This window comes from Pseudomonas borbori, from assembly GCF_900115555.1.
In the GTDB taxonomy this organism is placed as follows: Bacteria; Pseudomonadota; Gammaproteobacteria; order Pseudomonadales; family Pseudomonadaceae; genus Aquipseudomonas; species Aquipseudomonas borbori.
This window is the reverse complement of record NZ_FOWX01000024.1, coordinates 15,828-31,079: the sequence shown is the minus strand read 5'-3', so window position 1 is coordinate 31,079 and position 15,252 is coordinate 15,828. Positions and strand designations below refer to the sequence as shown.

Sequence of the window (15,252 nt, the reverse complement as noted above, 5' to 3'; positions counted from 1 at the left end):
CTGTCGCAGGCGCTCGGCTTGGGCATAATCGCGCCGTCCTCCTCAGGTTGCGCTCATGCCCGAACACCTCCACGCCCGTGTCGAGTCCTGTTACCAGCAGGCCGAGGCCTTTTTCAAGCAGCGCTTCGTCCGTGCCGAAGTGAGTTTCAAGCTGCGTGGGCAAAAGGCCGGAGTGGCGCACCTGACGGAGAACAAGCTGCGCTTCAACCCGCAACTGTACCGGGAAAACCGCGAAGACTTCCTCAGGCAGACGGTGGCCCACGAAGTCGCGCACCTGATCGCCCATCAGCTGTTTGGCCTGAAGATCCAGCCCCACGGCGAGGAATGGCAACTGATCATGCGCGGCGTTTATGGGCTGCCGCCAAACCGCTGCCATAGCTACGCCGTCAAGCGCCGCAAGGTCAGCCGCTTCATCTACCGCTGCAACTGCCCCGAGGGCGAGTTCCCCTTCTCCGCTCAACGTCACGCCCTGGTCGGCAAAGGCCGGCGTTACTTCTGCCGGCGCTGCAAGGTGACCCTGAGCTTTACCGGCGAACAGCGGGTGGAGTGAAAGACGCTCGCCCCTGGGAAATCGATCACCAGCGGCGAGCAGGCCGTTCTCAGCAATAGTCGCCCAGAGCCGAACCGGGCTTGCCGGCGCTGCCCCCCCTTACAGATGTTTTACAACTGTAAAGAATCTCGCTTTACAGGTGCATTACGGCGCCGCGCGAAAGCGCCTTTTATCCCCCAACAAAATCATTAATAAACAATAGGTTAGGCACACAACAAAGCATTGGCACGCAAGCTGCTCCAGGGTTATCGAGGGGGAAAACCTCTCACCAAATAACAATGAGCGCCGGCCACACCTGACCCCACAAGCAGTGTGCCGGCAATAGCCTGGAGCACTGCCATGCATGACTCTCCCAGCCCCCACGCCGGCCTCTCGCGCCGGCGCTTTATGTCCCTTTCCGGCCAGTCCCTGCTCGCCCTCGGCGTCACGGCCGTCGCCGCGCAACTGATTCCGGTCACCCTGCTTGCCGACGAGGCGCTGCCCGCCCTGCCCCAGGGACTGCTGCGCATGGGCCGCGACATCTACCCGCATGACCGCCTGAACGATCTGCACTACGCCAAGCCACTGGCCGAACTGGTGACCCAGCAACCCGAGCTGATCGCCGACGGCCTGCGCGAGCTGCAGGCCAGCGCCGAGCGGCGGCACGGCCAGCCCTTCGAAGGCCTCAACACGGAAATCGATCGGGTCGCCCTGCTGCGCGAGATCGAAACCGGGGCGTTCTTTCGCGCCGTGCGCAACGCCCTGATGTTCGGCCTCTACGACAACCCGGCGCTGTTCCCGCTGTTCGGCTACGAAGGCTCCTCGGTGGAGAAAGGCGGCTACCTGGCGCGCGGTTACAACGACCTCGACTGGCTCTGACCCAGGCCTGAGCAATCGCAGCACATCCAATTCCAACAATGAGGGGAACACCCCATGGCAGCGAAATTCGCACAAGACGACGGCGACGTCGTGGTCATCATCGGCTCCGGTGCCGGCGGTGGCACCCTGGCCCACGCCCTGGCCAAACAGGGCATCCGCAGCGTGGTGCTGGAAGCCGGCAAACGCTTCGAGATGGCCGACATCGAGAACGATGAATGGGCCATGTTCAACAAAATTTCCTGGCTCGACAAACGCATCGCCACCGGTGGCTGGGACGTGGCACAGAACCACCCCAACCTGCCGGCCTGGATCGTCAAGGCGGTCGGCGGCAGCACCGTGCACTGGGCCGGCGTGGCCCTGCGCTTTCGCGACTTCGAGTTCCGCATGCGCACGGAAAACGGCGAGATCAAGGGTGCCAACCTGCTCGACTGGCCGCTCAGCTACGAGGAACTGGAACCCTGGTACGTGAAGGCGGAGAAACACATGGGCGTGACCGGCCCCAGCACCGGCATGCCGTACCACCAGTGGCACAACTCGTTCAAGGTGCTGGCCGAAGGGGCCAAACGGGTCGGCTACCAGGAAATCCAGTCCGGCCCCATGGCGATCAACACCCAGGCCTACGACGGCCGGCCGGGCTGCATGCAGATCGGTTTCTGCATGCAGGGCTGCCGCATCGGGGCGAAGTGGTCGACCCTCTACACCGACATCCCGCGCGCCGAGGCCACCGGCCACTGCGAGGTACGCCCGCAGTCCATGGTCCTGCGCATCGAGCATGATGCGCGCGGCAAGGTAAACGCGGTGGTCTACGCCGACGCCCAGGGCCGCCAGCAGCGGCAGAAGGCGCGGGTGGTGTGCGTGGCCGGCAACTCCATCGAGTCGCCACGCCTGCTGCTCAACTCCGAGTCGTCGACCTTCAAGGACGGTCTGGCCAACTCCTCCGGCCAGGTCGGGCGCAATTACATGACCCACACCACCGCCGGCATCTACGCCACCCTGCCCAAGCCGGTGCACATGTACCGCGGCACCACCTGCGCCGGGGTGATCTCCGACGAGTCGTACAACGACACCTCGCGCGGCTTTATCGGTGGCTACCGCCTGGAAGTGTTGTCGCTCGGCCTGCCGTTTATGTCGGCCTTCCTCGACCCGACGCCGCAGGGCTGGGGCCGCGCCTTCGCCTCGAAGATGGAGCGCTACGACCACATGTCCGGGGTCTGGCTGTGTGGCGAGGATCTGCCCATGGAGGGCAACCGCATCACCCTGCACGCCAGCGAGAAGGACCAGTACGGCCTGCCGGTACCGGTGGTGAACAAGGACGACCATGCCTTCGACAGCGCCATGCGCGAGCACGGCGTCGAGCAGACCCGCAAGTGCTACGAGGCGGTCGGTGCCACCGAGGTGATCCGCCTGCCGTCCTACCCGGCCAGCCACAACATGGGCACCAACCGCATGAGCGCCAAGGCCGCCGACGGGGTGGTCAACAAGTGGGGGCAGAGCCACGACATCCCCAACCTGTTCGTCTCCGATGGCAGCCAGTTCACCACCAGCGGCGGCCAGAACCCGACCCTGACCATCGTCGCCCTGGCCCTGCGCCAGGCCGAGTACATCGGCGCGCAGCTCAGCCAGCGTGCCCTCTGACAGCAACAATGGAGCCCAGCACATGACCGTACCAAGCAACGCGCAGCGCCTCTGGATGTTCGAGCAGATGCTCGTCAGCCGCTACCTGGAGGAGTCCATCGAGCGCATTTACATGGAAGGCAAGACCCCGGTATTCAACATGGCCAACGGGCCGATCCCCGGCGAAATGCACCTGTCCAACGGCCAGGAGCCCTGCGCCGTCGGCGTCTGCGCGCACCTGAACGCCGAGGATATCGTCACCGCCACCCATCGCCCGCACCACATCGCCGTGGCCAAGGGTGTGCATCTCAATGAGATGGTCGCCGAAATCTTCGGCAAGAAGACCGGCCTGTCCGGCGGCCGCGGTGGCCATATGCACCTGTTCGATGCGCGGGTGAATTTCTCCTGCTCGGGGATCATCGCCGAAGGCATGGGCCCAGCCGTGGGCGCGGCGCTGTCACGCCAGCTACAGGGCAAGCCCGGCGTGGCAGTGGCCTTTATCGGTGAGGGCGCGGCCAACCAGGGTGCCTTCCACGAGACGCTGAACCTCGCCGCCCTGTGGAAGCTGCCGGTGGTGTTCGTCATCGAGGACAACGCCTGGGGCATCTCGGTGGCCAAGCAGGCGTCCACCGCGATCGAGCGCAACTACCTGCGCGCGGCGGCCTACGGCATGCCCGGGGTATTCGTCCCCGGCAACGACGCCGACGCCATCTTCGCCGCGGCGTCTGCTGCCATCGAGCGCGCCCGCGCCGGTGGCGGGCCGAGCCTGATCGAGATCGAGACCTCGCGCCTGGCCGGCCACTTCATGGGCGACGGCGAGCAGTACCGCCCCGCCGGCGAGAAGGAGGCGTTGCAGGCCAAGGACCCGATTCCCGCCTACCGCCAGCGTCTGCTCGAGCTGGGCGTGCTGGACGAGCGCGCCGCCGAGGAGATCGCCGCCCGCGCCCGCGGGCGGGTCGACGAGGCCGTGCTGTTCGCCCGCGAAAGCCCCTACCCGGCCCCCGAAGAGGCGCTGGAAAAGGTGTTCGTTTGAACGTCGTGTCCACACCAACAGACAGATAAGGATGTGCTTATGAATCAGCAAGCCAGCATGACCGCCGCGGTATGGCATGGACGCCGCGACATCCGCCTGGAACAGGTTGCCCTTCCCGGCACGCCGCCACCCGGTTGGGTGCAGATCAAGGTGCACTGGTGCGGCATCTGCGGCTCCGACTTGCATGAATACCTGGCCGGGCCGGTGTTTATCCCGATGGACAGCCCGCATCCGCTCACAGGGTTGCAGGGGCAATGCATCCTCGGCCATGAGTTCAGCGGCGAGATAGTCGCCCTGGGCGCAGGCGTCAGCGACTTTGCCTGCGGCGAGCGGGTGGCGGCCGATGCCTGCCAGCACTGCGGCCAGTGCCTGTTCTGTCGGCAGGGCCAGTACAACCTGTGCGAGAACCTGGCCTTCACCGGGCTGATGAACAACGGCGCCTTTGCCGAGTTGGTCAATGTACCGGCCAACCTGCTGTACCGCCTGCCGGAGGGATTCCCCAGCGAAGCCGGGGCGTTGATCGAACCGCTGGCCGTGGGCATGCATGCGGTGAAAAAGGCCGGCAGCCTGCTCGACCAGACCGTGGTGGTAGTCGGTGCCGGCACCATCGGCCTGTGCACCATCATGTGTGCCAAGGCGGCGGGCGCCTCGCGCATCATCGCCCTGGAGATGTCCGCCGCACGCAAGGCCAAGGCCCTGGAAGTCGGCGCCAGCCACGTCATCGATCCCAGCGAGTGCGACGCCGTCGCGGCAGTCAAGGCGCTGACCGACGGCTACGGCGCCAGCGCGTCCTTCGAGTGCATCGGCCACAAAGCCACGGCCAAGCTGGCCATCGACGTCATTCGCAAGGCCGGGCGCTGCGTGATGGTCGGCATCTTCGAGGAGCCCAGCGAGTTCAACTTCTTCGAGATAGTCGCCACCGAGAAGCAGGTCATCGGCTCGCTCGCCTATGCCGGCGAGTTCGCCGACGTGATCGCCCTGATCGCCGACGGCAGTATCGACGTCACGCCCTTGATCACCGGGCGGATCGGCCTGCAGCAGATCATCGAGCAGGGCTTCGAAGAGCTGGTAAACAACAAGGACCACAACGTCAAGATCATCGTCAGCCCCGCCGCGCTGGCGATCTAACCGGCCAAGAATTCCAGGAGACAACCATGACCACAGCAGTCAAACAACGCAAACTCACCGTCGCCCGCGCCATGGCCGAGGCGGTGGCCCAGGAAATGCGCCTCGATCCCCGCGTGTTCGTGATGGGCGAGGACATCGGCCCGCTCGGCGGGGTATTCGGCAACACCCGCGGCCTGCATGAAGAATTCGGCGGTGCGCGGGTACGCGACACGCCGATCTCCGAGACCGCCTTTATCGGCGCGGCGGTGGGCGCGGCCTCCGATGGCATGCGCCCGATCGTCGAGCTGATGTTCGTCGACTTCTTCGGCGTGTGCATGGACGCCATCTACAACCTGATGGCGAAGAACACCTACTTCTCCGGCGGCAAGGTCAGGGTGCCGATGGTGCTGATGGCCTCCACCGGCGCCGGCTATTCCGATGCCGGCCAGCACTCGCAGTGCCTGTACGCCACCTTCGCTCACCTGCCGGGAATGAAGGTGGTGGTGCCGAGCAATGCTTATGACGCCAAGGGCCTGATGACCGCGGCGATCCGCGACGACAACCCGGTGATCTTCCTGTTCCACAAGGCCCTGCAGGGCATGGGCTGGCTGGGCACCGAGAAAGGCGCCACGGTGGCGGTGCCGGAGGAACCCTACTGCCTGGAGATCGGCAAGGCCAAGACCCTGCGCGAGGGCTCGGATGTGTCCATCGTCAGCCTCGGCGTCGGCGTGCACCACGCCCTGCGCGCGGCCCAGCAGCTGGAACAAGACGGCGTCAGCGCCGAGGTCATCGACCTGCGCAGCCTGGTACCGCTGGACCGCGACCACGTGATCGCCTCGGTACGCAAGACCGGCCGGCTGATCGTGGTCGACGAGGACTACCACAGCTTCGGCGTCAGCGGCGAGATCATCGCCAGCGTGGTAGAGCACGACATCGGCATGCTCAAGGCGCGGCCGCAGCGGGTGGCCTTCCCGGATATTCCGATCCCCTTCACCCCGGTCATGGAGCAATGGGCCCTGCCCAATGCCGAGAAAATTGTGGCCGCCTACCAACAGATGCACGAGGAACAAAACCGATGAGCACTCCCATCCTGATTGCAGACAACCTCTGGGACGGCGACGCCGAAGCGGTGATCACCGCCTGGCTGGTCAGTGACGGCGCCGAGGTTGGCCAGGGCGACCTGGTCGCCGAGATCATGTCCGAGAAAGCCCAGTTCGAGATCGAGGCGCCGGCCGCTGGCGTGCTGAAGATCCTCGAGGAAGAAGACGCGGTGATCGCCAAGGGCGCGACCATCGGCCTGGTGGAGTAGCCCATGACTGCCATGACACAAGCAGCGGATTGCCTACCGGGCACGACTACAGTGCCGCTCAAGGGCATGCGCAAGATGATCGCGGCGAAGATGCAGGAGAGCCTGCACAGCGCTGCCCAGCTCACCCACCACGCCGAGTGCGAACTGACCGCGCTGCAGGCGCGGCGCGCGCGACTGAAGGCGGCCGGCAGTACGGTGTCGCTGCAGGATTTGTTGCTGCACGAAATCGTCCAGACCCTGGGCGCGCACCCGAGCCTCAACGCCACCCTGCAGGACAACCAGATCACTCGCTATCAGGCCGTGCACCTGGGCCTGGCCATCCCGCTGCCCGGCGACCTGCTGGTGGCACCGGCGCTGTTCGACGCCGACCAGCTGGATGCCGAGCAACTGGCCGAGGCGCGCCGCGCCCTGGTCGACAAGGCCCAGGCCGGCAAGCTGTCGGTCAGGGAGCTGACCGGCGCGACCATCACGGTTTCCAACCTGGGCCTGTCGCGGGTACGCTTCTTCACCCCTATCCTCAATGTGCCGCAGGTGGCGATCATCGGCATCGGCGGCAGCCAGCGGCGTTTGCAGCGCGAGGCCGACGGCACGCTGGTGGAACGGGACTTCATGGGCTTGTCGCTGACCTTCGATCACCGTGCGGTGAACGGCGCGCCGGCGGCGGACTTTCTCGATGATCTGTGCAGACGACTGGAACGAACAGACTGCTGAAAAACGTAGGCGAGGCAGCCAAGGCTAGGCAAAAACAGGCGAAACGCAGCGCAGCGGAGTAACAGCCGCAGGCTGGCCCGCAGGGCGAGCGAAGCGAGTCAAAAGCGGAGTTTACGAGTTGTAAATGAGCATTTTGACTGGGCTCGCACACGAGCCTGTTTTTAACGACGCCTCGGCAACGCAGGTAGTTTTTCAACCGTCTGGTAAGCGAGGTGACATGACAACCATACAGCGACTGCCGGTCGAAGCCGGCCTGGATGCGGAGCGGCAGTTGCTGGACCAGGTGCATGCCGGTGCCCTCGACTGCGGCCTGTTGTTCTGGCGGCCGCTGGATGCGGCGCTGGTGATGCCGCGCCGACTCAACCGCCTGGACGGCTTCGCTGCCGCCCAGGCGGCCTGCGTGACGCAGGGCTGGCCGGTAGCCCTGCGCGACACCGGCGGCGAGCCGGTGCCGCAATCGGCGGCGGTGCTCAACGTGGCCCTGGCCTACGCCGTACCGGCAAGCGACAACGAACAGAAACGCATCGAAACCGCCTACCTGCGCCTGTGCGAACCGCTGCGCGCCTGGCTACGCGGCCTGGGCCTGGATCCCGGTCTGGGCGAAGTCGACGGCGCCTTCTGCGACGGCCGCTACAACGTCACCCTGGAGCAACGCAAACTGGTCGGTACCGCGCAACGCTGGCGGCGGCGACCGAGCGATGGCCGTCACGTGTGCCTGGCCCACGCTGCCGTGCTGCTGGAGAACCAGCGCCAGGCGATGGTCGAGGTGGTCAATAGCTTCTATGCCGGCTGCCAACTGCCGAGCCGTTGCCGGGTCGCCAGCCATGTGGCGCTGGACGAGTTGCTCGAGGATGTCTGGCCGGCTACCGATGGCCTGCTCGATTGCTACCGGCAGCAGTTTCAGACGACGGGATTGGTGCTTTCACCGTAGAAGAGCCCGGCCGCGCTCCGTAGGGTGTGCTGTGCGCACCAGAACATATGGCAATGGTGCGCACAGCGCACCCTACGGAGTTGCCCCTCCCCCTAACTCTCCCCTCATAGCCGACAAATCCCCGCTCCACGGCCAAACCAGCCACTCACTCCCATGCCTTCGGCGGCACTATGTTGTAGACCTTCATCCAGCGGTAGATGGTCGGCCGCGACAGCGACAGCTCGCGCGCCGCGGCGCTGACATTCCAGCGGTGCCGACGCAGGGTTGCCTCCAGCTGCGCAGCCGGATCGGCGCTCAGGGTGCGGACCTGTTCTGTCGGCACAGGCAGGCGCGGCCCCGGGCTGGGCAGGCACTGCTCAGGCAGATCGTCGACGGTGATTTCGTCGCCTTCGCAGGTGGCCAGGGCATACTGCAGCGCGTTGCGCAGTTCGCGGATATTGCCCGGCCAGGCATAGCCCAGCAGCGCACTCATGGCATCGCCGCGCAGGCGCGGCGGACGCTGGCGCTGTTCGCTCAGTTCCGTAAACAGCCGCTCGATCAGGTAGCCCTTGTCGGCCCGCTCGCGCAGCGCCGGCAGTTTCAGGGTGGCACCGTTGAGGCGGTAGTAGAGATCCTCGCGAAACTGTCCGGCCTCGATCATCTGGCGAATGTCGCGGTGGCTGGCGGCGATCACCCGGATGTCCACCTTGATCGGCTTGTCCGCGCCCAGCGGCATCACTTCCTGCTCGGCCAGCACCCGCAGCAGGCGGGTCTGTAGGTGCAGCGGCATGTCGCCGATCTCGTCGAGGAACAGGGTGCCGCCATCGGCCTGCTGGATCAGCCCGCGCATGCCCTTGCCGCGCGCGCCGGTAAAGCTGCCCGGCTGGTAGCCGAACAACTCGCTCTCGATCAACGACTCGGGCATGGCCGCGCAATTGATCGCGACGAAGGCGGCCTGGCTGCGATTGCCGCTCTCGTGCAGGGCACGGGCCAGCCGTTCCTTGCCGGTACCGGTCTCGCCATTGAGCAGGACGTTGAGGGGTTCGCTGCACAGGCGCTTGGCGCGGGCCAGCATCTTGCGCATCAAGGGGTCGTCGTCGGCCAGTTCGTCCAGGGCGCAACGCGGCAATTCGCGGCTGCTGGCCAGGGCTTGCACAGGCGCGCGGCGCGGCTCCATCAGGGCGGCGAAATACAGCGCATTCTGCCGATGGGTGCGGAAGGCGCGCACATGGTCGGCGCTGGCATAGGGGATATTGAACACATCTTCCAGTTCGCAATCGAACAGCTGCTGCACGCCTATCCTGGGGGCCAGCGCCGAGGGCCGTAGCGGCAATTCCAGGGCGCACTCGGCGAGCAGTTGCCGGCCGGCGGTGTTGGCCGCCAGCAGGCTGCCATCCTCGGCCATCGCCAACAGGTAATGACGGTTGATCAGGACGAACTCGCGCGAGCTGTCCAGGCAGAGGATATGGCTGTCGCGGTAGCGCCTGAGGAAGTAGGCATCCTCGATCATCCGCGCGTACTGCTTGACCAGTTGCAGGGCAAAGGTCTGCGAGTCTTTCGAGGGCGGCGACTGCAGGGCGGAGATGTCCAGCACGGCGAGCAGTTGGCCCTGTGGATTGAAGATCGGCACCGCGGTGCAGGTGAGGCTGACATGGTGGGCGCTGAAGTGGTCATGGTGGTGACAGGTCAGGGCCTGCTGCTCCTTGATGCAGGTGCCCACCGCACAGGTGCCGGCATGATCCTCGCTCCAGTCGGCCCCCAGGTAGAGGCCGGTCTTGCGGTGCGAAGCCTTGTCGTCCGGGTCGCCGAGAAACTGCACAGTGATCCCGCGGTTGTCGGTGAGCAGCACCACGTAGCCCAGCTCGGCGATATGCCGATACAGCTGTTCGACGCCGGCGCGGGCCACGTTGATCAGTTCGTCGGCCTGATCCTGGTGATCGAGCAGCACCTGGCGCGGGACGAAACGCGGCGGAGCCGGCTTGGCCGGATCCAGGCCGTAGTCCTGGATGCAGCGCTGCCAGGAGCGCGAGATCAGCGGGTCGAAGCCTTGCCCCAGCGGCGCCAGCGCAGGGTCGGCGGCATGGGACAGGACAGTGTCGATATGCACACTGCTGGGCGGGATGATGCGCATGCAGCCTCCTCGGACGCGCGACGCAGCCTGCTCAGGCACAGCACGCGCTGACGATCTTGTTCTTGTTGCGCCCCGCCCGCTGGCAAGCCGGGCGCATCCGTCTATGGGCCAGAGTCTACTCCCCCAGCGCCTGCCCTGCGAAGCCTGTAATGCCTGTAACGACGGGCATTACAGCTGTAAGCGGCGTGACAGTCGGCGGCCTTCTGCAGGTTGCCAAAAGCCGATTTCACCTCAAAAAAAATCATTAAAAATCAATCGACTGCAGCCATAGCCAGGCACCGTAACGGGTTTGGCATGGGTTCTGCCATCCAGTCCATGAGCCCGGCAACGGGCCCCATAACAACAAGACGAGGATGCAGCATGCCCGCCATTACCCCGATGCCTTTTACCGATACCACTCGCAGCGCCGACAGCCAGCCCTGGCCATTGCTTTGCCGTCCCGGCTTGCCGCAGAGCCAGCAGGCGGTGCGGCGACCACCCCGCCGCTGACCGCTGCCCGCTTCGCCCCACCTCAGTCGACCGACATTGCAGGCGCGCAAGCCTGCGGCGGGCGACCGCTTGCCCATCCTGTACCAGGAGTATCGCCATGACTTTCCAAGCAACAACCCAGCTGTTACGCCGTTTCCTCCTCGCCCTCGCCGCTGCCGCGCTGTCGCCATTCGCGTTGGCCGGCGGACTTCCCGGCATGCAGGGGCTGCAGCACATCGGCATCACCGCACCCAGCCTGCGCCAGGCGACGGATTTCTTCGTCGAGGTGCTCGGCTGCGAAGCCTACTTCACCTTCGGCGAGTTCAAGTTCGCCGACGACTGGATGGAGCGCCACCTCAACGTGCATCCGCGCGCAGTGATCAAGGACTTCCAGATGGTCCGCTGCGGCAACGGCACCAACCTGGAAATCTTCGAGTACGGCGCACCGGATCAGAACCGCCGGTTGCCGCGCAACAGCGACATCGGCGGCCACCACCTGGCGTTCTACGTCGACGACATGGACGCGGCGATCGCCTACCTGAAGTCGAAGCAGGTGCGGGTGCTCGATACGCCCAGCACCTTCAGCGAAGGCCCGGCAGCCGGCCTGACCTGGGTGTACTTCCTGGCGCCCTGGGGCCTGCAGCTGGAGCTGGTGAGCTTTCCGCGCGGCATGCAGTACGAGCAGGGGCTGGATCGGCTGCTGTGGGATCCACGCCATCCGCAGCGATAGCCCGGTCAGCGCAACCGCTGGCGAGACCTGCACCACTCAAGTCAAACAAGAAAACGAGGAAGCAAGATGTTGCCAATCACGCCAATGCCGCTGCACGCTGGCAGGCCGTTGAAAAATGTAGGCGAGGCAGGCAAGACAAGGCAAAAACAGGCGAGGAAGCGGAGTTTACTGGCTGTAAATGAGCATTCCGAGCCTGTTTTTAACGCAGTATTGCCAACGCAGGTAGTTTTTCAACGGCCTGCTGGTGCCCGGCAAGCCGATGCAAAAATCTGGATAGCGCTCTGGGGCCTGCTGCTGTTGGGCGCGCTGCTGTCTTGGGGCCGGCCCGCGCAAGCCCTGGATCTGGATGCCGGCGACTATGTACCGGCCGCCGCCGACACCACTCTGGGGCTGCTCTACCTGCAGTATGCGGAGCGCGACCATCTCTATCGGGACGGCGACAAGCTGTCAGGCTCAGCCGGGCTGGATTCGCAGATCGGCATCCTGCGCCTGGTGCACTACAGCGACCTGGGCGGCTACCGTGTCGCACCGCAGATCCTGCTGCCATTCGGCCGCCTCGACGGGCGTCACGATGGCGGCGCCCTGGGCGACAGCAGCGGCATGGCCGACCCTATCCTGGCGATGCCGATCTGGCTGCTCAACCAGCCGGAGAAGCGCCGCTTCTTCGGCATCACGCCCTACCTGTTTGTCCCGCTCGGCAGCTACGACCACGACCGGGCACTGAACCTCGGCGAGAATCGCTGGAAGTTCAATCTGCAGGCCGGCTATGTCACCGGCCTGGGCGACAAGCTGGCGCTGGATCTGGCGGCCGATGTGACCGTCTACGGGCGCAACCACAGCTACGGCGCGCACAAGTGGACCCATCGGCAGAAACCCAGCTACCAGTACCAGGGCTTTCTGCGCTATCCGCTGCGCGACAACCTCGACCTGCGTGTCGGCCTGTCGCACCAGAGCGGCGGCGAGAACCGCATGGAACAGAGCTGGCTGGACGACAGCCAGCGCAGCAGCAAGTGGTCGGCGGGCTTCGCCTGGTTCTTCCTGCCCGGCACCCAGCTGGCGGCCACTGTCGGCCGGGATATCGCAGTGGAACACGGCTTTCGTGAGGACAGCCGGCTGAATATCCGGCTGCTCCAGGTGTTCTGAGGGGTGCCGCGTTCGAAGCTTAGGCGAAGGTGGCGGCTCCCCCGCTTACGCCACGACCTTGGCGGCTTTCAGCTCGGCGATCCGTTCTGCCGAGTAGCCCAGCTCGCGCAGCACCTGCTCGGTGTGTTCGCCCAGTGCCGCGCCTATATGCCGGGGCGCGGCCAAGCCGGCGGAAAACTTGAGCGGGCAGACGATCTGCCGCTGCGGGTCGCCGCCGGCACGCGGCACCTCGGCGACCAGCTGGCGCGCCTTGAGCTGCGGATGCTCGACCGCCTCGCTCAGCAAGAGCATGGGTTCGACGCAGGCGTCCAGGCCGGCGAACAGCTGGCTCCACTCGGCGAAATCACGCTTCTCGAATTCGATCTCGATCTCGCGCTTGAGCGCGCGCTGTTCCTCCGGCTTGGGCGACAGGCCGCGGGCGGCCAGCTCCGGACGGCCGAGGGCGGCACAGAACTGCTGCATGAACGGCGGTTCCAGACTGCCGACCGAAAACCAGCGGCCATCGCGGGTGCGGTAGTAGTCGTAGAAGCTGCCGCCGTTGAGCACCTGATTCTCCATCTGCGGCTCCACCCCGGCCGCCAGATAGCCCGCACCGGCCATGCCGTGCAGGCTGAAGGCGCAATCGGTCATGCTCACGTCGACCTGCTGCCCCTGCCCCGTGACCTGGCGCTGGATCACCGCGGCCAGCAGACCGATCACCCCGTGCAGCGAACCGCCGGCGATGTCGGCCAACTGCACGCCGAGCGGCAGCGGCCCGCGGTCGCGGCGGCCGGTGTAGCTGGCGATCCCGGCCAGGGCCAGGTAGTTGATGTCGTGGCCGGCGCGGGCCTTGTAAGGCCCGCTCTGGCCATAGCCGGTGATCGATACATAGATCAGCCGGGGGTTGATCGCCTTGAGCGCCTCATAGCCGACCCCGAGCTTGTCCATCACCCCGGGACGAAACTGCTCCAGCACGATGTCGTACTCGGCCACCAGTTCTTTGACCAGCGCCACCGCCTCGGCCTGTTTCAGATCCAGGGCGATGCAGCGCTTGTTGCGGTTGAGGTAGGCATGGCTGGCGGAGACGCCGCCGTCATGCGGCGGCAGCACGCGGACCAGGTCGGTGCGCGTCGGCGACTCGATGCGCAGCACCTCGGCCCCCATGTCGGCGAGCAGCAGTGAGGCGAACGGCCCCGGTAACAGGGTGGAGAAATCCAACACTTTCAGCGAGGACAGCGGGCCTTTCATGACGGCTCCTTGTGTGCGGATTGGACAGCGTTTGGCGGGCAGCCCGGATGGTGGGCTGCACCCGCCCTACACCTGCATGCTGCGACTGATGATCTCTTTCATGATCTCCGAGGTGCCGGCGAAGATGCGCTGGATGCGCGCGTTCGCGTACATCTTGCAGATCGGCTACTCCCACATATAACCCCGTCCGCCATGTAACTGCACGCCCTCGTCGACCACCTTGCCGAGCAGCTCGGTGGTGAACAGCTTGGCCTCGGCGGCGACTTCCGGGGTGAGCTGTTTCTGATGGTGATCCATCACGCAGCGGCGTGTTCCCGGCGCTGAAGTCGTCCTGCAGGTTAGGTGCCTCAGCCCCCTCACCTCAATGACCCCAGCGCTCAGCTGCAATTGACCCAATCGCTCGACCGACTTGTCCTGACGCCATCGGGCTGCCTACCATCGACCCATTTTCAAGGAGCCGTCATGCGCGAACGCACCATCGCCAGCCACTTCGTCCGTGCGGCCCTGCGCGGAGCCGAGCGCCAGGGCGAGGATTGCGCGCCGCTGCTGCGCCAGGCCGGCATTCAGCCGGCTGTGCTGGAGCAGGCCCGCGCGCGCATCGCCCCGGAGCAGTTCGCCCGCCTGCTGCAACTGCTGTGGGAGAGCCTGGACGACGAATACCTGGGCTTCGGCCGTCTGCGCAGCAAGCGCGGCACCTTCGCCATGATGTGTCACGCGATCATCCACTGCCGCACCCTGGAAAAAGCCCTGGGCCGTGGCGCGCTGTTCTACGGCCTGTTCGCCGAAGCCCCGACCATCAGCATCCATCGCGAAGGCGACTGGGCGCGGCTGACGGTGGACGACTCGACCCTGTGGGACCCGGACCACTTCCTGCTGGAAAGCCTGCTGGTGATCTGGCACCGCCTGGCCAGCTGGCTGATCGGCCAGCGCATCCGCCTGGAGGAAGCCTGCTTCAGCTACCCCGAACCAGCCCACAGCGCTGAGTACGACCTGCTGTTTCCCTGCCCACGGCGTTACACGGCCGGCAGCACCAGCCTGCTGTTCCATGCCCGCTACCTGGCCATGCCGCTGCTGCAGGACGAGCGCACGCTCAAGCAGTTCCTCCAACATTCGCCGGCCGACCTGCTGGCCCGCCCGGATGGCGGCGACAGCCTGACCAGCCAGATCCGCCGCCTGCTCGGTCGCGACTGCGCCAGTTGGCCGGCTCTGGAAGCGCTCGCCCGGCAGTTGCACATGAGCCCGCCAACCCTGCGCCGCCACCTGCGCGAGGAAGGTTCGAGTTTTCAGGAGCTGAAGGATCAACTGCGCCGCGACCTGGCGATCTATCATCTGGGCCGCACCGAACTGCCGATCCAGGACATCGCCGAGCAGCTCGGTTTCTCCGAGCCGTCGGCGTTTCACCGCGCGTTCAAGAAGTGGACCGGGCTGACCCCGGGCGCCTACCGCGCCCAGGAAAGCTGA

The 15,252-nt window shown here is 65.7% G+C and carries 15 protein-coding genes and 1 pseudogene; 13 read left to right on the top strand and 3 right to left on the bottom strand.

The features are described 5' to 3' along the window. Nucleotides 1-55: 55 nt before the first annotated feature. The 9 genes from BM315_RS16820 (at nt 56) to BM315_RS16780 (ending at nt 8,113) form a co-directional block, all read left to right on the top strand. Nucleotides 56-550, top strand: coding sequence for a SprT family zinc-dependent metalloprotease (locus BM315_RS16820; RefSeq protein WP_090503051.1), 495 nt, complete (start codon nt 56-58; stop codon nt 548-550). Nucleotides 551-889: 339 nt separating this feature from the next. Continuing rightward, a complete protein-coding gene (locus BM315_RS16815) occupies nt 890-1,408 on the top strand; it encodes a gluconate 2-dehydrogenase subunit 3 family protein (RefSeq protein WP_090503049.1) in 519 nt (172 codons plus the stop codon). A 54-nt stretch (nt 1,409-1,462) separates the two neighbouring features. After that, a complete protein-coding gene (locus tag BM315_RS16810; RefSeq protein ID WP_090503048.1) occupies nt 1,463-3,043 on the top strand; it encodes a GMC family oxidoreductase in 1,581 nt (526 codons plus the stop codon). A 22-nt stretch (nt 3,044-3,065) separates the two neighbouring features. Next, complete coding sequence (locus tag BM315_RS16805; protein ID WP_090503046.1) at nt 3,066-4,055, top strand: thiamine pyrophosphate-dependent dehydrogenase E1 component subunit alpha; 990 nt, start codon at nt 3,066-3,068, stop codon at nt 4,053-4,055. Between the two features lie 57 nt (nt 4,056-4,112). Further along, nucleotides 4,113-5,183, top strand: coding sequence for a 2,3-butanediol dehydrogenase (locus BM315_RS16800; protein WP_090503178.1), 1,071 nt, complete (start codon nt 4,113-4,115; stop codon nt 5,181-5,183). 26 nt (nt 5,184-5,209) lie between these two features. Next, a complete protein-coding gene (locus tag BM315_RS16795) occupies nt 5,210-6,241 on the top strand; it encodes an alpha-ketoacid dehydrogenase subunit beta (RefSeq protein ID WP_090503044.1) in 1,032 nt (343 codons plus the stop codon). Then, nucleotides 6,238-6,471 (top strand): biotin/lipoyl-containing protein, encoded by a 234-nt coding sequence (locus BM315_RS16790; RefSeq protein WP_090503042.1) that lies wholly within the window; start codon nt 6,238-6,240, stop codon nt 6,469-6,471. The genes BM315_RS16795 and BM315_RS16790 overlap by 4 nt, the downstream gene beginning before the upstream one ends. Nucleotides 6,472-6,483: 12 nt before the next feature. Continuing rightward, nucleotides 6,484-7,182 carry a 2-oxo acid dehydrogenase subunit E2 gene (locus BM315_RS16785; RefSeq protein ID WP_090503175.1) on the top strand — a complete coding sequence of 233 codons (699 nt, stop codon included), beginning with the start codon at nt 6,484-6,486 and terminating at the stop codon, nt 7,180-7,182. Nucleotides 7,183-7,399: 217 nt separating this feature from the next. Beyond that, the gene (locus tag BM315_RS16780) at nt 7,400-8,113 is read left to right on the top strand and encodes a lipoate--protein ligase family protein (RefSeq protein WP_090503040.1); all 714 of its coding nucleotides are present in this window, start codon (nt 7,400-7,402) and stop codon (nt 8,111-8,113) included. 145 nt (nt 8,114-8,258) lie between these two features. On the opposite strand, the gene BM315_RS16775 is transcribed toward BM315_RS16780, so the two are convergent. Further along, a complete protein-coding gene (locus BM315_RS16775; RefSeq protein WP_090503038.1) occupies nt 8,259-10,223 on the bottom strand; it encodes a sigma-54-dependent Fis family transcriptional regulator in 1,965 nt (654 codons plus the stop codon). 360 nt (nt 10,224-10,583) lie between these two features. On the opposite strand from BM315_RS16775, the gene BM315_RS25270 reads away from it, so the two are divergent. The 3 genes from BM315_RS25270 (at nt 10,584) to BM315_RS16765 (ending at nt 12,564) form a co-directional block, all read left to right on the top strand. Then, nucleotides 10,584-10,712 carry a hypothetical protein gene (locus tag BM315_RS25270; protein WP_280140426.1) on the top strand — a complete coding sequence of 43 codons (129 nt, stop codon included), beginning with the start codon at nt 10,584-10,586 and terminating at the stop codon, nt 10,710-10,712. 97 nt (nt 10,713-10,809) lie between these two features. Further along, the gene (locus BM315_RS16770) at nt 10,810-11,421 is read left to right on the top strand and encodes a VOC family protein (protein ID WP_090503036.1); all 612 of its coding nucleotides are present in this window, start codon (nt 10,810-10,812) and stop codon (nt 11,419-11,421) included. A 297-nt stretch (nt 11,422-11,718) separates the two neighbouring features. Then, nucleotides 11,719-12,564, top strand: coding sequence for a transporter (locus tag BM315_RS16765; RefSeq protein WP_244527320.1), 846 nt, complete (start codon nt 11,719-11,721; stop codon nt 12,562-12,564). Between the two features lie 45 nt (nt 12,565-12,609). Here BM315_RS16765 and BM315_RS16760 read toward each other — a convergent pair whose 3' ends face one another. Continuing rightward, entirely contained in the window at nt 12,610-13,791 is a 1,182-nt protein-coding gene (locus BM315_RS16760) for a CaiB/BaiF CoA transferase family protein (RefSeq protein WP_090503032.1), read from the bottom strand. A 66-nt stretch (nt 13,792-13,857) separates the two neighbouring features. Beyond that, nucleotides 13,858-14,178, bottom strand: a pseudogene (locus tag BM315_RS16755) (acyl-CoA dehydrogenase family protein). 75 nt (nt 14,179-14,253) lie between these two features. On the opposite strand from BM315_RS16755, the gene BM315_RS16750 reads away from it, so the two are divergent. Next, nucleotides 14,254-15,252 carry an AraC family transcriptional regulator gene (locus tag BM315_RS16750; RefSeq protein WP_090503031.1) on the top strand — a complete coding sequence of 333 codons (999 nt, stop codon included), beginning with the start codon at nt 14,254-14,256 and terminating at the stop codon, nt 15,250-15,252.